This is a genomic window from Hymenobacter negativus (genome assembly GCF_017571495.1).
Lineage (GTDB): Bacteria > Bacteroidota > Bacteroidia > Cytophagales > Hymenobacteraceae > Hymenobacter > Hymenobacter negativus.
This window is the reverse complement of the sequence record NZ_JAGETZ010000015.1, coordinates 97980-119096: the sequence shown is the minus strand read 5'-3', so window position 1 is coordinate 119096 and position 21117 is coordinate 97980. Positions and strand designations below refer to the sequence as shown.

At 57.6% G+C, this 21117-nt stretch carries 20 protein-coding genes; 10 read left to right on the top strand and 10 right to left on the bottom strand.

Annotated elements, in window-relative coordinates:
* Window positions 1-2: 2 nt before the first annotated feature.
* The gene (locus tag J4E00_RS24175) at window positions 3-1172 is read right to left on the bottom strand and encodes a glycosyltransferase (RefSeq protein ID WP_208177944.1); all 1170 of its coding nucleotides are present in this window, start codon (window positions 1170-1172) and stop codon (window positions 3-5) included.
* Window positions 1172-2149, bottom strand: a complete 978-nt coding sequence (locus tag J4E00_RS24170) for an NAD-dependent epimerase/dehydratase family protein (protein WP_208177943.1) — start codon at window positions 2147-2149, stop codon at window positions 1172-1174. Before J4E00_RS24170 ends, J4E00_RS24175 begins: the two co-directional genes overlap by 1 nt.
* A gap of 535 nt (window positions 2150-2684) precedes the next feature.
* Between J4E00_RS24170 and J4E00_RS24165 the strand changes: the two genes are divergently transcribed.
* The 3 genes from J4E00_RS24165 (at window position 2685) to J4E00_RS24155 (ending at window position 5877) form a co-directional block, all read left to right on the top strand.
* On the top strand, window positions 2685-3974 hold the full coding sequence (locus tag J4E00_RS24165; RefSeq protein ID WP_208177942.1) for a Kelch repeat-containing protein: 1290 nt from the start codon (window positions 2685-2687) through the stop codon (window positions 3972-3974).
* A gap of 188 nt (window positions 3975-4162) precedes the next feature.
* Complete coding sequence (locus tag J4E00_RS24160; protein WP_208177941.1) at window positions 4163-5095, top strand: hypothetical protein; 933 nt, start codon at window positions 4163-4165, stop codon at window positions 5093-5095.
* Window positions 5096-5439: 344 nt separating this feature from the next.
* Window positions 5440-5877: a hypothetical protein gene (locus J4E00_RS24155; RefSeq protein ID WP_208177940.1), complete on the top strand. Its 438-nt coding sequence runs from the start codon at window positions 5440-5442 to the stop codon at window positions 5875-5877.
* A gap of 594 nt (window positions 5878-6471) precedes the next feature.
* Here the strand turns inward: J4E00_RS24155 and J4E00_RS24150 are convergent.
* Entirely contained in the window at window positions 6472-6816 is a 345-nt protein-coding gene (locus tag J4E00_RS24150; protein WP_208177939.1) for a winged helix-turn-helix transcriptional regulator, read from the bottom strand.
* Window positions 6817-6954: 138 nt separating this feature from the next.
* Here J4E00_RS24150 and J4E00_RS24145 point away from each other — a divergent pair, with 138 nt between their 5' ends.
* Window positions 6955-8037, top strand: coding sequence for an NADP-dependent oxidoreductase (locus J4E00_RS24145; protein ID WP_208177938.1), 1083 nt, complete (start codon window positions 6955-6957; stop codon window positions 8035-8037).
* 42 nt (window positions 8038-8079) lie between these two features.
* A complete protein-coding gene (locus tag J4E00_RS24140; protein WP_208177937.1) occupies window positions 8080-8403 on the top strand; it encodes a putative quinol monooxygenase in 324 nt (107 codons plus the stop codon).
* 189 nt (window positions 8404-8592) lie between these two features.
* Here J4E00_RS24140 and J4E00_RS24135 read toward each other — a convergent pair whose 3' ends face one another.
* The 3 genes from J4E00_RS24135 to J4E00_RS24125 all read right to left on the bottom strand — a co-directional run bounded on the left by J4E00_RS24135 (window position 8593) and on the right by J4E00_RS24125 (window position 9939).
* A complete protein-coding gene (locus J4E00_RS24135; RefSeq protein ID WP_208177936.1) occupies window positions 8593-8802 on the bottom strand; it encodes an FAD-dependent oxidoreductase in 210 nt (69 codons plus the stop codon).
* Complete coding sequence (locus J4E00_RS24130) at window positions 8803-9507, bottom strand: GNAT family N-acetyltransferase (RefSeq protein ID WP_208177935.1); 705 nt, start codon at window positions 9505-9507, stop codon at window positions 8803-8805.
* A 228-nt stretch (window positions 9508-9735) separates the two neighbouring features.
* Window positions 9736-9939 carry a hypothetical protein gene (locus J4E00_RS24125; protein WP_208177934.1) on the bottom strand — a complete coding sequence of 68 codons (204 nt, stop codon included), beginning with the start codon at window positions 9937-9939 and terminating at the stop codon, window positions 9736-9738.
* A gap of 1365 nt (window positions 9940-11304) precedes the next feature.
* Between J4E00_RS24125 and J4E00_RS24120 the strand changes: the two genes are divergently transcribed.
* Window positions 11305-12441, top strand: coding sequence for a serine hydrolase domain-containing protein (locus tag J4E00_RS24120; RefSeq protein ID WP_208177933.1), 1137 nt, complete (start codon window positions 11305-11307; stop codon window positions 12439-12441).
* Between the two features lie 1390 nt (window positions 12442-13831).
* On the opposite strand, the gene J4E00_RS24115 is transcribed toward J4E00_RS24120, so the two are convergent.
* Together J4E00_RS24115 and J4E00_RS24110 are read right to left on the bottom strand one after the other, a co-directional pair.
* Complete coding sequence (locus tag J4E00_RS24115) at window positions 13832-14269, bottom strand: ACT domain-containing protein (protein ID WP_208177932.1); 438 nt, start codon at window positions 14267-14269, stop codon at window positions 13832-13834.
* Complete coding sequence (locus J4E00_RS24110) at window positions 14266-14751, bottom strand: OsmC family protein (protein ID WP_208177931.1); 486 nt, start codon at window positions 14749-14751, stop codon at window positions 14266-14268. The genes J4E00_RS24115 and J4E00_RS24110 overlap by 4 nt, the downstream gene beginning before the upstream one ends.
* Before the next feature lie 372 nt (window positions 14752-15123).
* Between J4E00_RS24110 and J4E00_RS24105 the strand changes: the two genes are divergently transcribed.
* Window positions 15124-15810: an ArsR/SmtB family transcription factor gene (locus J4E00_RS24105; protein WP_208177930.1), complete on the top strand. Its 687-nt coding sequence runs from the start codon at window positions 15124-15126 to the stop codon at window positions 15808-15810.
* Window positions 15811-16124: 314 nt separating this feature from the next.
* On the opposite strand, the gene J4E00_RS24100 is transcribed toward J4E00_RS24105, so the two are convergent.
* A complete protein-coding gene (locus J4E00_RS24100) occupies window positions 16125-17030 on the bottom strand; it encodes an NAD(P)H-binding protein (RefSeq protein ID WP_208177929.1) in 906 nt (301 codons plus the stop codon).
* 91 nt (window positions 17031-17121) lie between these two features.
* Between J4E00_RS24100 and J4E00_RS24095 the strand changes: the two genes are divergently transcribed.
* Window positions 17122-17523, top strand: coding sequence for a winged helix-turn-helix transcriptional regulator (locus tag J4E00_RS24095; protein WP_208177928.1), 402 nt, complete (start codon window positions 17122-17124; stop codon window positions 17521-17523).
* A 67-nt stretch (window positions 17524-17590) separates the two neighbouring features.
* Here the strand turns inward: J4E00_RS24095 and J4E00_RS24090 are convergent, their stop codons facing one another.
* Window positions 17591-17869, bottom strand: coding sequence for a DUF1294 domain-containing protein (locus J4E00_RS24090; protein WP_208177927.1), 279 nt, complete (start codon window positions 17867-17869; stop codon window positions 17591-17593).
* Between the two features lie 712 nt (window positions 17870-18581).
* Between J4E00_RS24090 and J4E00_RS24085 the strand changes: the two genes are divergently transcribed.
* Both J4E00_RS24085 and J4E00_RS24080 read left to right on the top strand, forming a co-directional pair.
* A complete protein-coding gene (locus J4E00_RS24085) occupies window positions 18582-19565 on the top strand; it encodes an aspartate carbamoyltransferase catalytic subunit (protein ID WP_208177926.1) in 984 nt (327 codons plus the stop codon).
* Between the two features lie 79 nt (window positions 19566-19644).
* Window positions 19645-20922: a dihydroorotase gene (locus J4E00_RS24080; RefSeq protein ID WP_208177925.1), complete on the top strand. Its 1278-nt coding sequence runs from the start codon at window positions 19645-19647 to the stop codon at window positions 20920-20922.
* Window positions 20923-21117: the final 195 nt, after the last annotated feature.

Sequence of the window (21117 nt, the reverse complement as noted above, 5' to 3'; positions counted from 1 at the left end):
TCTTACACGTAGCGTAGTCCGTCAGCCACCACTTCAATGGCTTTGTCTCGCCATTGCACCCGCCGGGGCTGGCACAGGGCGTGCAGCAGGTGCAACGGCTGCAACAGGTCGGCCAGCACTTCGAGGGCCACGGTGCGCGGGCTTTCCGGCGTGCCAAGCTGGCGGCGGCGTACCATGGCCAGCACCATGGCCTTCACGGTAAGCACGGCTAGTACCCCGGCTACCAGGGCCGGGCGGCCGCTGGCCAGGCTTAGCAGCACCAGCATCAGCGGCAGCGAGCTGGGCACTACCACCAGTCCCAATACAGTCGGCGTGAGCGACGAGCGAAACAGTCGGCGCGCAAACACCATCCAACGGCGCATCAGGTTCAGATACGCGCCGAAATGGGGCACGGTGGTGGCCAGCGGATGCACAATCGTGCTTTGCACCACGGGCAGGCCCGCGCGGCGGTAGAGCTGGGCCAGGGCGTAGTCGTCGCACAGCTCGGCCCCGATGGCGGCAAACCCGCCCAGCCGCAGCAGGGTGGCCTGGTGGGTGGCGTAAAACATCCCGTTGATGGTAACCGGCGACTGAAAATACAGCGGCGGCAGGTAGGTCAGCAACGCGTTGGCATTCACAAACGCCCGCACCAGCGCCGCCCACCCCACGGGGCCCGCCGGATATTGGTAATAAGGCAACCCCGTCACGAGGGCTTCGGTGGTGAGCAGGGCGCCGGCCCGGGCCAGCGCGCCCGGCGGCAGCATCGTGTCGTCGTCCAGCACCACCACGACGGGCCGGCTTAAGGGCAATGCCAGCTGAAGCTTAAAGGACTTGGGATTTATTCCTTGGGGCGCCGGGGGTGTGAGGACCAACTGCACGTGGGCCGCCGGCATCTCGGCTCGTAGCTGCTCGGCCACGCGGCGTCCTTCGAAATCCGTTTCGTCCAGCAGCCAGAGGAAATGGGCCTCGGGATGATGACGCAGGTTGCGGCGCAGGCAGTCTTCCAGCAGCGGGTCGCCGCTCAGAATGGCCTGCAGCACCGACATATCGGCCACTGCGGGCACCGCGGCGGGTGGCCCGGCCGGTGGTGCAAGCGGCTGGGCCAGGTAGCGCAAAGCCAGTCCGAAGCGCGTGGCCGTCAGCAGCAGGTAGAGGCCGGTGAGGGCCAGTGTGGCGGTGACAAGGAACGGCATCAGGCGGGGGGTGAGGAAGGTTGCTGCTGCCACCAAGCCACAAAGCGCGTCAGCCCTTCTTCAACGCTGACGGCGGGAGGGCCCAGCTCGGTCAGGCACTTGCGCACGTCAAACGTTTTGGAATAAGCAAACACGGCCACCCCAAAGCGCGTTAGCGGCGGCTCGCGGTAGCCCAGCAGCCCGGCCGACACCCACTCGGCCAGCCGGGCCAGGCGCAAAGCCCATGCCACCGACAGCCGGCGGCGCGGCACCGGGTAGCCCAGCCGCTGCAGCAAGTCAATTAAAAAAGCCTGAATGACTACCGGCTGGTTGTTGGTCAGGTTTAGCTCTCCGGTGAAGCGCCGGTCCAGCGCGGCCAGCACGTAGGCGGCCAGCGTGTCGATGTAAATAAGGTCGCCCTCGGCCGTTTGTCCATCGGCCCGGTGCAGCAGCGGCAATTGCCCCGCCGCCGCGGCCCGCAGAATGCGTGGAAAAATGACGGTGTCACCGGGTCCAAATACGGCGCGGGGCCGCAGCACGGCCCACGGCCCCGCATAGGCCTGCACGAGCCGCTCACCCTGCCGCTTGGTGCGCGAGTACGCATTAATCTGCTCCGCGTCGGGCGGGATGGGGCTTTCCTCGGTTAAGTCGAACTGGTCGGCGGACTGATAAAACACACTCGACGACGAGATATAAATCATGTGCGGGTGGCCTTGCCGGGCGCCATATTCCAGCATGTGCCGGGTGCCGTCCACGTTGGTGCGCTGGTAGGCCGCGGGCCGGGCCCAGGGGGATGCCAATGCCGCGCAGTGCACCACGGCATCCACTGGCTCGGCGAAGGCCAGCGGCTGGGCCAGGTCGTGGCATAGGTACTTATCGACGGGCCCAGCTGCGACCGACGAGCGACCCAAGCCAATCACAAAATCGCCCCGAGTCCGCAGTTGGGCCGCAATGCGACGGCCCACAAACCCATTACTGCCGGTAACTAAAACTCGCATGCGGGGCCTGGCTCTAAACGGTTAAGGCCCGAAACATACGCCAAAAACGGCAAGGCGCGCCTCCCTGCCCCATAGCGGCACTACTTCATCACCAAACGCTGGAGGATGGTTTCGGCCCTCACCAATCTACACGCCCGCGGGTAGCCCGGTCACTGCCACAGGCTCGATACCTATTTAACGCCACAGCACGGGCGCCGTTAAATCCAGTACTTCCACGGAGGCAGTGTGCGCCCCTGCGCTACGGCCGCCGGCCGGGGCGCAGAGGGCTGGTGGTGCATTCGGGGCTGATTTTTCGGAGCGCATTCAGCCAGCAGTGGGGGGCCTCATAGGAAGCCTCAGCCTCTTGTTCTAAAGTCGGTGGACAGTAAGGGTGGGCGTTTTGCCGGATGCAGCATACTGAAATGAGCGAACTGGAATGGCAGCTGGTCAAACCACACAAGCAGCACAGCTGGGTACCGGATATGCAGTACATTTGCGGCATGGTACAATCGGGTGGGCAGTCACTGGCCCAACACTGGTACTTTCATCCTTTCTGATGAAGAAGACAACTGTCTACTCCGCGGTGCTGCTGGCCAGTCTGCTAACAAGCGGCCCCGCGCTGGCCCAAACCCTTGACCCCACGCTGCGCCGGCCGGGTGGCCCGGCTCCCACCGCGCCGGCAGCCACCGCCCCGCCCCCAACGGCGGCCCGCACCACAGCCACAGCGACGTGGACGCCGATGGCCAGCATGGGTACGGCCCGCGCCCAGCACGGGGCAGTGGCACACCCAAACGGCAACATCTACGTGTTCGGCGGCTACAACGGTAACTGGGGCACTACGTTCAGCTCAACGGAAGCCTACAACATTGCCACCGACACCTGGACGGCGCGGGCGGCCATGCCAATTGCGGTGCAGGGGATGGCCACGGCCCTGGGCAACGACGGCAACATATATTCGTTTGGGGGCCGCGACCAGAATACCTACCGCTCCGAGTGCTACCGCTACAACCCCAGCACCAACGCATGGTCGACCATTGCGACCATGCCCGTGCCACTCTGGGAGGCCAAGGCCCTAACGGCAGCCAACGGGCTGATTTACGTATTTGGAGGCTGGAACTACAACGTGAGTGTGACACCTGGCAACAACGTGCAGATATACAACCCTACTACCAATGCCTGGAGCCAGGGGGCCCCGATGCCAGCCGCCGTAGTTGCCATGGTTGCCGTGACGGACGCGGACGGGCTGATGCACGTTTACAGCGGCATCGGCAGCAACCCTTACCCGGCGCTGACGAGCCACTACATTTACAACCCCAGCACCAACACCTGGACCACTGGCGCTAGCCTGCCCAACCCGGCGCGGGGCTATGCCGGAGGGGCCTGCGGGGTCGACGGCAACCTCTATCTGGTGGGCGGCGACTCGGATATTGCCCAGAATACGGGCACGTTTTACAGCGACGTGGACTATTATACGCCCAGTACTGGCACCTGGAGCGCGGGCACCGCGCTGCCCCTGGCCCTGACGGAGCTGCAGGCAGTGGCAGCGAACTACTGCTTGTACGTGTTAGGGGGTCTAGTCGGCGTCGATACTCCCCAGCGCAACGTGTACCGCCTGGAAGTGACGGGGACAACTCGCTGGACCGGGGCCTCCTCTACTAACTGGTACACGCCAGGCAACTGGACGGCGGGCGTACCCACAGCCAATGTTAACGCGGAAGTTCCGGCCGGGGCCACGCGCCAGCCCGTCATTGGCAGCGGCACGGCCACGGCGCGCCGGCTGCTCCTGGGCCCGGGGGTGGTGTTCCGGCTCAACAGCGGGCGGCTGAACCTAACAGCAGGCGACTAGAGTCCGTGGACAGCGAGCAAACAGAATGTCATGCGGCTGAAAACCCACCTGCTACTATTGCTTGCAAACGAGCGTCACCTGCTGCAAAAGCTCCTTTGCTGTTTTGAGGCGCAAGCGCTGCAATGGGTTAGGTAGCATCTTCCGGCACGGCGTTTTCGTACTGGCCGCATCGCTTTCTCCCATCGGCCATGACGCCTAATTCCCCACCTGCTTCGCCCCGTCGCAAGCGACTGGTTGCTCTGTATTTCGCCTACCTCCTGTTGGTTGGCGGCTATCTCACGTACGGCACCTTCACGCAAACGGGGCTGGGGGGCTGGGTGCTGGCTCAGGAGCTGGAGTGGTTCGGCAGCGCCTCGCAAAAGCTGACGGTGCTCTTGCCGTTGGCATTAGCCATGGTACTGCCGCTGTTGCTGCTGGCCCCCTTTCTGCCGAAGAGCGAGCGAGCCCAACTGGCCGGGCCGCTACTACCTCGCTCTTCGGCAAGGCCAATTTCCTGGTCACTGCTCTTGGTATTTGGGCTAGTGCCCCCGCTTGTGGCGCTGCCCACCTACTATTATGTGCAGCGCCAGGCCGAGCGCGACGAACGCCGCCCAGTGGTGTCGTTCGACTTGGTGGCCCGCCCCAATCCCTTGGTACCGACGGATACCAAGTTTGCGCGACTGCAAGCTGTTTTTCAAGCCGATTACCAATACGTGCTGCAAGAAACCAGCTACGGCCAGGTCCGCAAAACCGACCGCTACGTCCCCCTGACGGGTCCTGACTGGCAGCCCGGCCAGCCGGTGCACTTTTTCCTCGACACCAGTACTGACGCTTACGTTGACGAAGCCAACCAACGCAGCATCATATTCGACCAGGCCACGCCGTTTCCTGCCACTTTCAGTGGGCAGTTGCATCCCAATGCGCTGCCGCTGGTGGTGCGACGTGCCTTTGCCCAGCACCGTGTAACGGCTGCCGAGCCGCACTACGTGCTCGAAAACCTGTATATGCCGAATGGCCTGCCTCCCCGCGCGGCCAGCCAGCAGTACTGGCTAATCTTGGTACTAGGACTGGGGCTTGGAGCGGCTATTCTGGTGGGCGGAGGCATTGGGCTGCTCATTCGGCGGCGACGGGGCTTAACTTAGTTGAATTGTGGAGTACTCCAGCTGTGCTATATGAATCTAAGTACTGCAAGGCATCGCCCAGCACGGCTAGCTGAATCCCTAAAATGGCTGTGAAAGGGAAGTAAAAACAAAGGGGCGGTAAGTCCCCAACGGTACCTGAAGCCCAGTGCGGTGGACCAGCAGGTATTTGAAAATGCGTTTAAAAATAGCTTCTTGTAAAACGAGCGGCTATTCAAAAAATCAGACCAGTGGCACCCTTATTCGTTTGCTTTCCACCAGACCGTGCGCAAGTGCTGGGTATGCTAATGGCAGTGGCTACCAGCCTGGGCAGTTGCACGCCCCCGGGTACCTTAGCGGTAGAGCCCGTGGACCAAGAACTTAACCAGTGGCTGCTGCGTGGCGAGCACTTGGATTCCCGCTTGTTTAGCCAAACCGCCCCAGTGCAATATTATCAGGTAGCCAACTGGGATGCCCAGTCTCCGCAAGCCACCCAGGCGGCGCTCGATGCCTACATCTGCCGCTGTTACACCCAAACCGACCTGCTGCCGCTGCAGGAATTTTCTGTCCTGTTCTACCACAAAAAGCCCTTCGTCAATTACCGCACCGAGGCCTATGAGGCGGCCCGCGACAGCGAAAATGGCTTGCTGGACGTACACCGCGACGCGCTTGCCGCGCAATTTCGGCTCTTAAAACTGCCCGGTCCGGCGCAACGCTGGCAACGAAGGCGGGTGCTCTACAACGAGCAGATGCCCCAATTGCAAGCCACCGATACGCTACGCATAGAAGAACTAGTTGGGAAGTAAGCGCTGGTTACGGCACTTCATCTTGTTTAAAATCAATCCATTATTACCAAGAGAGCCGCACGTTAAACCACCTGTTCGTGCCTATAAGCCTGGCTGGCACGTTATAGAGCAGCTGTGTGGTATCCAAGTCAGGTTAGCCCTATTTCACAATCTGGTCACCTGGCCGACCACCCTCACAGGCGCGTGCCCCGACGCAGCTGTCACAGTATTCGATGCCCTGAGCCGCCAGGTGCTGGCCGCCACCGATGCTACTGGCAAGGCTAGTCTGCCGTTGCCGTAGGGGCTATGGTGCGCGTAGGCAGCCAGTCCTTGCACCTAGTGGTGGAATAAGCGCGGCTACCCTATTCGGCCGCTGACGCGGTATTTTCTAGGGGCCTTATTGCTATGAGCGGTTCTTGGCTTCCTGCATGCTTTTACAGCGAGCAGGCGTAGGATTTTGATAACCAGAGGTACAGGGTTCGAGGCGGGAAGGAATCGCGGACCGGCACTATGTCTACCAAATGCGACTTTTGGACCAAACTTTTGAGCAAGGCCAACCATTTAGGCGGTTGCCAGCAGCTGGCTGCCGCAAAAACGCAGGTTATGGGCTATCCGCTACCGCTCTTTCATTTTCTGCTGGTGTACTAGGCCAAACTCAATCATGGCCATGATGATGGGACCGTATACCTTGCTGTAGTCCGTCGGCTCGTATAAGACGGTAACGGGGATATCAGCGTGGACGGTACGGGAGATAATACCATTCATTTCCAATTCCTTCAGTTCCTTGGACAGCATGCGCGTCGTGATACCGGGGATACTCCGCTCGATGTCTCGGAACCGGTGGTTGCCATTGCAAATGGATTGGACGATGGGCAGCTTCCACTTGCCCCCGACTACGTACAGGGCATCTTGAAGCGCGCGGAGCGCGGCGGGGTCGCCAAGCGGCGGGCAACGTTTCATGCAGACTGGTATACTCGGTGATACTGGTTACAAATATATACCAGACACCCGGTAGTTTTGCGCTCCGTTAGCGGTTGGTCCCGCGAATACCTGTCGATTGAACTGGGCCATCCGATGACTCACCTATCCAATTTCATCATGACAACAACAGGAAAAAATCCTGAACAGCAGCCTGTTCCCACTCAACCCCAGGCGCCGGAACAAGGGGCCGCAACCACCGGTATGATGCACGCGGTACGGCTGCACGAATTTGGCGGGCCGGAAGTGCTCCGCTACGAACAAGCCCCTTTACCGAAGCTGCAGCCCGGGGAAGTACTCGTGCGTGTACACGCCATCGGCCTTAATCCACCCGACTGGTATTTGCGCGATGGCTACAAAATGCTGCCGGCCGAGTGGCGGCCGTCGGTGACCATGCCCCTCATTCTGGGCACCGACGTATCGGGCGTCATCGCAGCCGTTGCCGAAGGTGTGCAAGGCTTCGCGGTTGGCGAGGAGGTATTTGGCATGATTCGTTTCCCGAGCGTGGGCGAGAGCCACGCCTATGCTGAGTACATTGCTGCGCCTGCGACAGACCTAGCCCACAAGCCGCCCGGTATCGACCACGTGCAGGCGGCCGCGGCCCCCATGTCCGGGCTCACGGCGTGGCAGTACCTCATTGAATTAGGGCACACCAAACCCAATCCGTTTCAACCAACCCCGCATCGGCCGGTGCCGCTTCAGGGCAAGCGGGTGCTGGTGAACGGGGCCGGCGGCGGCGTGGGCCACTTGGCAGTACAACTGGCTAAATGGCAAGGGGCGCACGTTATCGCGGTGGCTTCGGGCCGACACGAAGCCCTGCTGCGCGAACTGGGAGCCGACGAGTTTATCGACTATGCCCAAACCCTGCCCGAAGACACGGTACAGAACGCAGACCTCGTTCTCGACACCCTGAGCGGCCCCACTACCGGCCGTTTCCTGCGTACACTCCGGCGGGGCGGGGCCCTGTTCCCGGTATTTCTGGGCTTTGCCGATACCGAGCTAGCGGCTCAGCAGAATATCACGGTGTCCATGGCCCAGGTGCGCTCGAGCGGCCCGCAATTGGCTGAGTTTGGGCGCTTGCTAGCTGACAGAACGGTGCGGATTATTATCGACAGCACGTTTCCGTTGGCTCAGGCGCGCCAGGCACACGAACGCGCCGCCCGCGGGCATATTCAAGGCAAGCTTGTGCTTACCGTCTTTTAAAAGCGCAGGATGCACTCGCCTTTCAGCTTAAGCTCAATTCACATGATTGCGCCCGACATAATTGCCGAACGTCACCTGTTGGTGACGGTTCGGAGCCAGCCAGCGCATCGTCAGCGCGTACAGGAACTGTTGCTCGAACTCATCGCACCCGTCCGCAGCGAGCTTGGCTGTCTTTATTACCACCTGTTCACGCACGCCGAAGACCCGAATGCGTTCGTATTAGCCGCCGGCTGGGCCAACGACGAGGCCGTGGCGGCCCACCCCACGCATCCCGCCGTGCCCGGTGTGCTCGAATTGGTGCGGCCCCTGCTGGCCAGCCCGTGGGAAATACTTCCCACCCGGCGGGTGAGTACGAATCCCACCTAGCAATTCCCCCTAGCCACATATTTCGCTAAAACCTAATAAAGGGGCGTTCTAGTGACAGTAAAGGTCTTTTATGAGAGCTGTCCCAAAGACTGTCTTGCTAAACGTCACCAATAACCAACTGCCATACGAATTGGGACTTCACTCCTTTAGGGAGGGCTAAGTCGTGCTCCTGAGGAGAAGAGGCAGTAATTACCAGGCGCCAGCCAAGCCGTAGCTGCGCTTCGGCTTCCACTCAAAACGAGCCAATCCACTGAGCATGGCGGGCGCGGCGAGCGTACGCCCACCCACGCGCGCACACGCTTCCAACACGAGCACGGGCAGACCAGCGGCGTGTAATGCCTGCGCGGCCGTCAGGCCAGTCAGTCCGGCACCAATGATGATAACGGGATTCACAGACATTCAATGAATGGTAAGAAGCAGGGATGCCGGTTTTTCAAGCACGTACACGTGCAGCCGCTGGCGCAGCTGAAAACCCAGCTTTAGGTAAAGCGTGTAGGCCGGGGTATTGTCTTCGTACACGTGCAAAAAGGGTGTGCGTTCCGCGGCTAGGATGAGGCCCTGCTGCTGCTGCACCAGTTGCCGGGCATACCCGTGCCCCAGGTACGCCGGATGGGTACACACCGCGCTGATTTCGGTGTAGGGCGTAGGTTGCAGCCGCTGCCCAGCCATGGCCACCAATTGGCCATTCTGAAAAACGCCATGGTAGCCGCCGAAATCAATGGTGCGGGCCAGGAACGGGCCGGGATTGGTCAGGGCTGTGAGGGCCAGCATGGCGGGTATGTCTTGTTCGCCGAGGGCCACCAGGGCGGGGCTAGCCACCGCAGGCGCTTCGGCTAACGGGTACACCAACTGTAACAGCTCCTTGTGAAATAGCAGGTTCCAATCGTTAGATATGGAAAGGGTCTCGGCCGTGAAGAGTATGACCGGGGCACCAGCCGGCACTAGTTCGCGCAACTGAGCAAAGGCGCGGGGCGAAAACTCGGCCAGGCCCGCGAAGGCGCCCACCTCACGCGGCAGCACGCGGGCCAGGTCGTCGCCCCGCGCCAGAGGCTGGTTGCCGGTGCGCAAGGCGTGCCAAATCGGATTATCTAAGGGATGTGCCATGTCAGCGAAAACGGCCTTACGAAGATGATGAGCAGCCAAAGCTAGCCTAATTGCCGCATCAGTTGCGCCTGCGCTTAGAGTAGTAGCCGCGTTACTGGGCGTTGTGGTGAAACTCGTAGGTGCGCGGAATAACTGGGTCCAAAGTGTTGCCCACGTGGCAGCGGCATCTGGCAGCGGCCTCAATCACCTGTTTTTACTTGGCAAAATGGTCAGCACCTAAGTAGATTTTTACGCGGATTTCGGACGCTTTTGCGGCAGCTTACTTAACGCGGATTCTCTTTTCGCGGGCGATGAGATGCCCTTTTCGCCCGTGAGCGAGTCTAGTCCAGCGAGTTCGTGCGCCTTGGCGATGGCGGCCACGTGCCATTTAATCATAGCTACCTTCTTATCGGCATTGGTCAGTTCGGCGAGAAATCCGGCTAGCTCTTCCACTTAGTGCTACTGGCGTTAGGCCGTGAAGTGTCGCTAGTCCCCGACGTAGGTGTAGATGGTGTTGGCCGCTCCGCGCAGGCCGTATTCGATGTGGCGACGGGTCGACTCGACCAGATGGGCTGGCACAAGAGGGAGTGGTGCCGGTGGGCCTGTGGAGAGTTGACTCACGGCAACCTATATAATAAGGAGTAAAACGACGAAAAGCCGACGCGTTTCAGAGATATTTGATAAGGAACGATAAGTAAAGCTTATCAGTCGTTATGACTTTTTTATGTAGGCAGTACAAAGCGGAATTTATTACGGGTGTCTTCATGGACTGCTATCATACTAAACAATGAGGCACTGGCATGCCTGCACGTTCGGCTTCAAAGTCTGCGCTATCTTGACGTTTGGCTTTGCTCATTATCGTCTTGAAACAATACTGGCGACGCCATCAGTGTAGAGAATGGGAATTACTCATGCCCCCGCCAGGTGTTAATCCACGTGCACAGGTAGGTAGCCGCTTCCATAGCCCCTGCAGCTTCTGAAGCAGCCTTTTAACCACGGCCCTGTTTAAAACAATAAGTATGATTTTGGCATCGACACTGAGTCCGCAGATACACCACCGCGAAGCAGTTAGTTAGCTTTCATCTATTCTATTTTATCCAACCGCCATCGCCTTGCAAACTAAATAATATATATTTATTTTATAAATATTAGAAGCATATTAATCGAATGGCGCTCGCGCAAAAATCAATCATATATTTTACAAAATTTCTCCGGTTGGTTTTGTCAAACGCTGGATTTTGTACCAAAGAAATCAAATTCAAAATCTTTAGAGAGTCATTCATCAATGGTAGTTAATCACTGGTTTTACAAGTAGAAAAACAATTATTTATTTTTGTATCCGTTCAGGATTATGTATTATCAATTGACAAAATAATGAGCTTCCTATACTAAGCATTAAAACATAATATCTGTCTGATTTTAAATAATTCTTCACACTCTTCTATCTTACTTATAAAAGTATTTACAACTGACTCTCAACCTAAAAATTACATAGCTCGTATTACTGAAATTCAGGCGCAACGCCTTCCCATTATTTTAATAATTGAGGCATTCACTAACCTCATCATTCAACATTTATCCTACCATTTGAAAATAAAATAAAGAGGTCATTTCTCACATAGCAGGAATTCTAAAATCCACGAGTTTTCAGTTATGGCCACTAGGGCACCTTTTTATCTTACGGTGAAGAACTGGATTAACGGCCGCTGAATGGGCGTCAGTCCGACCCTAAAGAAAGCCGTACGTCGGGCTACTCACCTTCTACCCACCGAATCCGTCCGCTTTCTCATTACTTCCTCAAACACCCAATCACGCGGCATGAACGTCTCGTACTCGCTATCAGGTGCCGACAGTCCCAGCTTCCGCCTCCTGCTATTGTGGCTCCTGCTGCTTAGTGGGCAGTTGGCCCACGGACAGGCCTCAACTGTTTCGGCCGCCTCTCGGGCCGCGCTGTTCGACAGCCTCACGCAGGCCCTGGCGCACCAGCGCTATCCCAACGTGCGCGCTGTACTGGTCAGCCACCAGAATAAACTCGTGTACGCGCAGTACCCAGCCGGTTATTCGGCCGACAGCCTCCAAGACACGCGCTCGGCCTTCAAATCCATTACCAGCCTGCTGGTGGGCATTGCCCTAGATAAAGGCTACTTACAGAGTGTGCAGCAGCGGGCGTACAGCTTCTTTCCGGCTTACGCCCACGGCGCCAACTGGGATGCCCGCAAGGCCAATATGACCCTGCAACACCTACTGGAAATGAAGACGGGCTTCGCCTGCGAAGAATTCAACGGCACGCAGGACTGCGAGGAGGCGATGACGGCCACGCCTGACTGGGTAACGGCGGCGCTGGACTTGCCGCTGGCCTGCGCACCTGGCACCCAATGGTCCTATACTTCGGCGGCTCCCGTGGTGCTGGGGGGCGTGCTGGCCCAGGCCACCCACCAATCGGTAATAGCCTTTGCGGCCCGCTACTTATTCGAGCCGCTGGGCATTACGCACTACCGCTGGACGACGGACCCTGCTGGCCAAGGCATGACAGCCGGCTCGTTCTACCTCCGGCCCGCCGACCTGCTCAAAATTGGGGAAATGGTGGCTCAACGGGGCCGGTGGCACGGGCGGCGCATCGTCTCGGCCCGCTGGCTGCGCGAGTCGATGGCCCCGCGCACGCTCATCCCAGCCTTTTCCTTTGTAGGCTCCTCCCGCACGAAATTGGCCCAGCCGCAGCCTACCTATTACGGCTATTACTGGTACCGCGAGGGAGTTGTGACGGCGACCAGCAACCGGGAGGTGCTCTTTGCCTCCGGCAATGGTGGCCAGTACGTGATGCTGGTGCCCGACTTGCAACTCGTCGTCGTGTTCATGGGCGGTAATTATGGCTCCTGGAAAGCCAAGTTGGCCTTCGCGGCGCTGGCCCACTACATCATCCCGGCGTTTGAGCATCCCCACAAGCGGGCGGAGTGATATACCGGAAAAGTGCCTGTGCTGTCAGGTCCACTGCAGTTAGCCAATAGACATTCTTCCACATGGCTGAGCCTTCTGAATGGCTACCACACTGTTGTGATAAATTATGCACGCAGACAACTATTACGCGAGCACTATAGTGATAGTGAGACCTCTTAATGGTTTTTACACCTAGCCTTAAAAGTCCATTTCCAGCCTATTGAAGCGCCTTTTGGCCTACAAAATTCAACCAGTTTTTAACAGATTCAGCAGCCATTACACTTCCAAAAGCATTTTGCTAATTGGTGCCAGCCCCAGTCACCAGTCCATCCTGCATCAGCAGCTACTGGTCTGGTGGGGGCTACCTTTTTGCCTGTAGACACCTTGGCGGACTCCATTGACGCGTTGCGTATGTAGTTCTGGTCCCGAGTGAGGCCCCCTTATGGCCCGATGGAGGTTAAGCACCACAGCGTACGAGCCGCCTGTGAAGCTCCCTCGGGTGTTGGCACCGCTTCAAAAACGCGTCCTCCCACATCCCGGTGCTGTTCCTCAGGCTGAACGAAAACCCGTATCCACGAAGAGCCGGCAACAGGCCCGGCCTTTAAAGATTCCTTTCCTGCGAGGCAAATTCCTGGTACTTGCCGTAGGAGATTACCTGCCCGGATGGCCTACGCCTACTTGGGGAGTCGGGCTAAAGAAGCATCCAGTCACTCATCAAAGGTCCAACTATTTAGAGAGGAGTTAGGCACTAACTGACTCTTTGGGGTGCAACGCGCTTTGCTTTTCTAGTAGTGTCCTCTCGCGACTTGTTCAGCGGTGTAAATGGTAGTATTAGCAACGTTTTGGGCTTGTCAAAGGAGAGAAATTAGAAGCATTTTTCAATTTAGTGCGAATACACAATTAAATTCCAAATGTCGATTTAATGACAACGCCTCATTCTGTAAAACCTCGTTTGCGGTTTGTTATCTTAGACTACAATCTTTGCCAGTATAAAGCATTAAAAGTTAAATCCATTTTCCAAATGTGACCGATTTTTTTGATTATACTACCCTATCCGTAGTAAATGGTCAAATTTAAATCATATCAAATTTAATTATCTTCAAATAATAATCCAGCATTTTTTTACAAAATTATTCCAACTGAAATATTCTTTGCACTTCCAAGACTAAATCACTCTTATTATTTTTCATCTAGATAAAGTCATACTCCTTCAGCTTCAAATGCAGAATATATTTTTGGCCCCATAATTCATAATACTTATCCTCAGCAACTCCAAAATATGACGCATAAAACCAACAACTTATGGAGCATCATGCATTGCAAAAAGGCTCTATGATTGTAGCATTATTTCCTACCAAAACCCTTTTAATTGTTTTCAAACCTGATTAATATTTAGTTGGTGAATTTTATATTATTCTACAATGACTGCTAACGAGGCGCTGGCTGCCGGACGACCTAAGCACCACTCCCGTTGCCACTGTTCCGACACAGTTACGCCTTTTGGCCAGTCGTCTACTACGAGGATAAGCTGGTTGGCGTGGTCGCTGTACTGAACGAGGATGTTGATGCCCGCGCTAGCTAGGCGGCGGCAAAACAGGCCCAATTGCCCCGGCACGTCTTGGCGTAGTCGCTGAATCAGGACGCGGTGGATGCCTACCACCCGCACGCCTGCCTGCTCTAGTACCGTGCGGGCGCGCTCCGCGTCTTCTACTAGGAAATGCGCGATGGCCGTTTCGCCGTTCTGAAAGACACCGCCTCCTTCGAGGCTGATGCCGTGCTTGCCCAGAATTTCCCCGAACTGTGCCAAGGCGCCCGGCTTATTTTCCAGCATTACTTCCAAGTCTTTCATGCTTGAGGAGTGGCAAGAGGTTGCACAACCGGATGGCAGTATACCGGAAAGTTGACGGAGTTGGCAATGAAGCACAGCTCATGGGCCTTGTCATGCAACGCCAGCGCTTTTTCCAGCATGGAATCGCTTAGCACCGTGACGAGCGGGTACAGGGTGACCTCGCAGAAGTGCCCGCCCCCGGTAGGCGTTTCTTCCATAATGCCGGTGGCCTTATCGGCATAGTCAACGACGACAACGCCGGCTTCGGCACACAGGTGCAGGTACCAGAGCATGTGGCAGGAAGCGAGCGAGGCGACCAGTAAGTCCTCCGGGTTGTAGCGGGTCGGGTCGCCGCGGAACGCCGGGTCGGAGGAAGCCAACAGGGGACTCTTCTGCGCCGCGCTGATGGTATGGCTGCGCTCAAACTGGCGGTAGCCGGACGTGCCCGTTCCGGTGTTGCCGGTCCACTGGACGGAAATTTCGTAAAAGTGTTGTTTGCTCATGCTGTTTGCGGAATAAGGGCCCATCCTAGCTTCGGGCTGGCAGCCCCGTTAACGCTATGCCTCAACGGCCGCCAGTGAGTCAAAAGTCGGCATCGGCGCCGGCAGATGCTTCCGGTTGAATTGAACTATGCTGGTCAGGTTCAGCTACTCGTTTTTAGAGCAGTTTCGGCATCACTGTACGGGCCGGGAAGTAGCGCGAACTTTCGGTTCGCGTCTTGGAAAGACTGCCAGGTGATGCAGGGACACGAACGGAAAGTTCGCGCTACTCGCCACTGATGCCGAAACCGCTCTTATAGCTTGGCTGGCCGCAAGGCCCTGAACACGGGTGAAAAGCCTTTCTTTGTGGCATCGGCTTTACCATTGTACAGTGCCATGGAGGAAAATTTTGTTCGGGCCGCTGCCCTGCTCGGTGAGCCAGCGCGGGCGGCCATGCTGTGGAATCTACTGGATGGGCGGGCCTACACGGCCCGGGAACTGGCCCTCTGTGCCGACTTGTCGGCCTCAGCCGCTAGCAACCACTTGCGCCAACTCGTCGAGGCTGGCGTGTTGCGAGCGGTTAAGCAGGGGCGACACAAGTACTTCGGTTTCGCGTCAGAGCAGATAGCCAGCGTTGTGGAGAGCGTGGGAACCCTGCTGCCGGTGCAAGGCCCGGCGCTTGGTATGGCGGCCCGGCGGTCGGGCTTGTGGTACTGCCGAAAGTGCTACGACCACTTGGCGGGCCACGTCGGCGTGCTGATAACCCAGGCTTTGCTAAACCGGCAATTGCTGCTACCCGCCCAGGGCGCGTTCCTGCTCTCGCCGGCCGGGCACACCTGGTGTGTAGAACTCGGCATCGAGGTGCCCGTTGGGGGGCACCGCCCGGTCGCAAGGCCCTGCCTGGACTGGAGCGAACGGAAAAGCCATCTGGCGGGCGCGTTGGGTCAGCGTCTGCTTAGCCGGATGGTCGAGCTGGGGTGGGTGCGCCCGGTTGCCCACAGCCGCGAAGTGGTGGTTACCCGAGCGGGTGAACAAGGGCTGGCAACTACTCTGGACCTGCGGCTGCCTCCACATGCCGCCTAGCCTACCGCGTTAGTAAAAGACTAGGCTTATAACTATTGGAGTTATGCCCTGCGTCGATTTCCGGAGGGAATGGCCCTCTTAATTGCGGCAGTACTCGGGTAAGAACATAGTTTCTCGCTCAGGAAATCTGGCTTTTGCAGTGCAGGGTTTCGCGATGCGCAAGTCGGCCTCATAGCAGAGCAGTTGGCCAGCCCGAAGGTCGCATCGTGTATCCCGAAGTTGAAAAAGTGTCGCCGCGGATGTACCAAGCCTACAGCCACACCCAGTTGGCGCAAAGGGAGCCGGGGCACAATACGACCAGTGTCTTCAGGCCATTACTTTTTGGCCCCCGCGTAGGCATAAATACCCGCAAAAACCTGCGCAAAGGCCGCAAAATCCCGCTTCCCAACCACGGGCTGGGTATTCTGCGCATAGTGCTTTGTCAGCACGCCTTCCCGGATAGCGACGCCCATATCCACGATGTAGTGCTGGGCTGCGTCTTTCGAGAAGCCGGCTTGATGCACCAACGTGTGCAGCAGCTGTTCGTCGGAAAAAGCTACCCATTGCAAATCAGGCCGGCCGATAGCGGTGCCGAGTAGCTGCGCCACTTCGTTGCCCGTTTTCACATCGCTGACGACGTACAGCACCTGGCTCCCTTGAATACGCTGCGCATGCAGGGCCTGCGCGGCCGCATCAGCAATATCCTGCGGGTCGGTCAGCAACATGGGCACGGTCCCGTCAAAATTATTGCCGAGGATGCCCTGCTGGCGTATCAGGTTCAGGCTGCCGTAAAAGTTGGAATAGAAACCGGCCGGACGCAAATGCAGAACGTTGAGGCCCGGCAGGCGGTCGAGTTCTTCTTCCAGATTCTCATAAGCGGGAAGAAATTCGGTGCCGGCCAAGGCCGAGCCTATGCTGCTCAGGTTCACCACCAACGGTACGCCCGTCTGGCGGATGGCTTGCGCATAGTTGTGCCGAACTGTGCGCGTAAACACCTGGTAGTCGGGTACACTGAAGTCCGGCGGAACCATCGTATAGACCGCGTCCGCCCCTTGGAAGGTATGGCGCACAAAATCGTAGTCTTCCACCGAGCCGATGGCCGCTTTCGCGCCCAGTAATTCGATGGCGGAGACCTTAGCGGGATTGTGGCTGACAACCGTTACCGTATGGCCCTGCGCCAGCAATAATTCGGCGAGCCGGCGGCTGATGTTCCCTAAAGAACCGGTGAGGGTAATGTTCATTTTGCTTTAAGATGAAGTGGTTTGAATACGCTGCAAAAGTATTTTTCACACTTACCTTAGTACAAGTACTTACCCGAAAGTAGGTTACCCCATGACCCGTATAAAAGAAGCCTCCACCATTCAGGAAAACAAAAAGCTGGTGTTCCAGGAATGCCCGATTACCTATGTAATGGAGCGAATTGGCGGCTACTGGAAGCCGATTGTGCTGTTCAACTTATTGTCCGGCGCCAAGCGGTATGGAGAGATAAGAAGGGCCATGCCGCAGATTACGGAGAAGGTGCTCATCCAACAACTCAAGCAACTGGAAGCCGACGGCCTCCTCCTGCGGGAGGCCAAGCCCGTGATTCCGCCGCACGTGGTGTATCGCTTAAGCGAATCTGGCAAGGCGCTCCAACCCGTTTTATACGCCATGGCCGTGTGGGCCGTGGCAGAAAGCGAGCAAAATTCGCCTTTGGCCAGGAAAGACCTCAGCCAGTTTCCGGCGATTGAATAACTGCCCTCAACGATGGCTGGCGGCTACCTACGGGCTAAAGTGGACCGCAGGTAGCCGTGCTACGCAGCTAAGGCAGCGCCCGAAAATACGGCACCGCTAAATAGAGCACGGCCCCTTGCAGCAGCGTCAGCACTAGGGTAATGCTCCAGAAAGCGGCTTTGCGATTTTTGTGGTGCAGCAGCAAAATAGCCGCCCAGGCGCCGGGCGTCGCGCCCGGGAGCGTCGCCAAATGCAGTGTTTTTTCGGCAATGCGCCGCTGCCCGCGTTGGGCTTTCCGCTTATCCAGGGCGAAAAGCAGGAAACACAGGGCATTGAAAAACAACAGGCAACTTAAGAGTATTTTCATTGTGCGGGCGGCCACGTGCGGGCCTGGCCGCACAACCGCTGGGCCCGGCACGCAGCCGAAAATGACGCAGCCCGTCACTCAGTATTTCGGGGGCTGCTGGCTGCCGGAGAATGGTGACCGGCCAGCTGGTGCGGCGGAATAAAGAGCAAAATTAAAAAGGGATTGTGCTTGCCGAGCAATCAATTAAGCAAGCCATATTTTTTTGATGACGAAAAGAATAACGAAAAGTGCCTGGTTTAGCCCGTTAGGTTGAAAATGAAATCGTCGGAAAGCAGGGATGAAAAAAATTAATGTTGCCAATGAATTGCCGGGCTTAATCTTGCCGTAATTTTGCAGCATGCTTCAACCCAAAAACCTGTTGATGAAGCGCGGGAACCTGCTTAGCCGGGAACCGCGAGTGGGCCGGAAGGTCTTCGCTACCATCGGTTTTCCCGATTTTGCCTCTGGCATTTCCGTTCTTTTTTCTGGGTGTTGCCTCGCTACCGTTTCGGATTCCGAAACGGTTTTTTTATGTCCGTTGCTTTCCTCGGCTGCTACCCCGCAGTCCATGTACCACCTCCCCCGGACGCCACCATTCTCGCTGCCAGCCGTGGCAGCTGTCGCGATGGCTTCGGCCCGTACCGGTAGCCCGCTTCCTTGTCAGGGGTAGCGACAGGGAAGCCTTCACATTGTTCGTTTTAGCTAGTCAACCTCATTTTTCCTCAACTTCGGTATGGCACGTAAAGACCTGCTCGACATCGCCTCCCTCCACCGTGAGGAAATCGAGTTCCTGCTCGACCAATCCACATCCTTTAAAAAACTATTCACCCACTCGGTGAAGAAAATCCCGGCCCTCGAGGGCAAGTCCGTGCTCATGCTGTTCTATGAAGCCAGCACCCGGACCCACTCTTCCTTCGAGGTCGCAGCCAAACGCCTCTCGGCGGAGGTAACGAATTTCGACGTCGCCCACTCCTCAATCACCAAGGGCGAGTCGGTGCGCGAGACCATCGAGACGCTCCAGGCCATGCGCACCGACTATATCGTCGTGCGCCATAGTCACCCCGGCCTGCCCGGCATGATTGCCCGCCAAACCACGGCCTCGGTCATCAATGCCGGCGATGGGGCGCACGAGCACCCCACCCAAGCCCTGCTGGACGCCTTCACCATCAAGGAAAAATTCCCCGACCCTAGGGGCAAGAAGGTCCTCATCATCGGCGATATTCTTCATTCCCGCGTCGCACGCTCTACCAGCACCTTGCTGCAAAAGCTAGGCATTGAGGTCGCTTATCTGGGCCCGGGCTCGCTGGTGCCCAAGTATGTCCCGGCAAGCATCCGCCGCTTCACCGACTACGAGGCGGCCATGGCCTGGACTCCCGATGTGGTGTACCTGCTGCGCGTGCAGCTGGAGCGCCAGGACGTGCAGTTTTTCCCCAGCGTTCGCGAATACCACCGGGTTTACGGCATCACCACCGCCCGGCTGGCGGAAATCCGCGACCGCGGCCTCTACATCATGCACCCTGGCCCCGTGAACCGGGGGGTTGAACTGTGCGACGCCGTCATGGACTACGAGCGCAGCCTCATCACCAACCAGGTCGAAAACGGCATCTCCATTCGCATGGCCGTACTAGACTGGCTCACACCGGGCGGGGAATTTCCGAAGCAGGAATCGACCTATGCGGCGCGGCAGCGGGCTAGTTCGACGGTGATTATGCCCTAAACCCCGGATACGGCAGCTGATTTCATTCTTTAACTTACTTCTCCAATAACCCTAGCCGGTTTACAGCAATTATCACTTCATGCTTCTCCTTCAAAACGCCCGCATTGCCTCCGAAAATTCACCCGTGCTGCTCGAGGGCGATGTCCTGATTGTCGAAGGAAAAATTCAGGATATCGGCAGCACCTTGGCCATCCCCGAAGGCGCCCGCGTTATCGACGCGCGTGGTCGCGTTCTTATGCCAGGCATGTTTGATGCCCACGTTCATTTCCGCGCGCCGGGATTTGAGAACAAGGAAACCATCACCACGGGGAGCGAAGCGGCCATCAACGGCGGCGTGACCGGCGTGGTCATGATGCCCAACACCCGCCCGGCCCTCGACTCGGCAACCGCCGTGGCCACCGTGCTGGAAAATGCCACGCATCGTTCCCGCATCCCAGTGTACACCTCCGGCTGCGTCACCAAGAACCGCGAGGGCAAGGAACTAGCGGAAATTGAGGGCATGCGCGAGCTCGGGGTGAAAATGCTCACCGACGATGGCGACACCACTGCCGACCCGGCGGTATTGCTGCGGGCAATGCAGTATGCCACCGAGTTTGGGATGTTTTTTGCCAGCCACTGCGAGGTACCAGAACTGGCCGGGCCCCGCGCCCTAAACGAAGGGGTGATGAGTTATCGACTCGGCATCAAAGGCTCGCCGGCGTGCGCGGAGGAAATCATCATCGACCGCGACATCCGCTTGGCTCACGCGGCGGGCGCGCACATTCACATCCAGCACGTTTCCAGCAAGCTCGGCATGGAAACCATCCGCTGGTGGAAATCCCGGGGCGATGTGAAGGTGACGGCCGAAGTGTCCCCGCACCACCTGCTGTTCACCGATGAGCACATCGGCGACTACGACACCAACTACAAGATGAACCCGCCGCTGCGGACGCAGGCCGATTGTGATGCGCTGCTCGAGGGACTCATCGAAGGCGTATTCGACCTGATTGCCACCGACCACGCGCCGCACACGCCGTTCGAAAAAGCCCAGGATTTCATCAGCGCGCCCAATGGCATCACCGGCCTGGATACGGCCTTAGTGTCGCTCTATCATTTCTTCGTTGAGTCCGAAAAATTCGGGTGGGACTTGGTGGTGAAGCGCTATTCGGCGGAGCCCCGCCGCCTGATGGGCCTGCCAGCACCCACCATCGAAGTCGGTCAGCAAGCCAATTGCGTTTTGTTTGATACCGAAGCGGAAACAACCTTCACGCGGGAATTCATGAAATCCAAATCCCAGAACACGCCCTTCATCGACCAAACGCTGAAAGGCCGAGTAGACCTGGTGATTTTAGGCACCGAAATCCTGCTGGAGCGCTAATCGCTCGTTGCGCCAGGACCTGCAGTATCCCGGAATTCACTTCGAATTCCGGGATACTGCTTTTGCGGCAGCATTTGATTTGTTTCTCTCCGGTAAAGGGTTTGCAACCGGATATCCTTTTCACTGGGTTTTTCACCACAGAGCTTTACTCAGCCCAGCCGCTGGCTGTCCAAACGCAGATTCTGGCCCGCGACC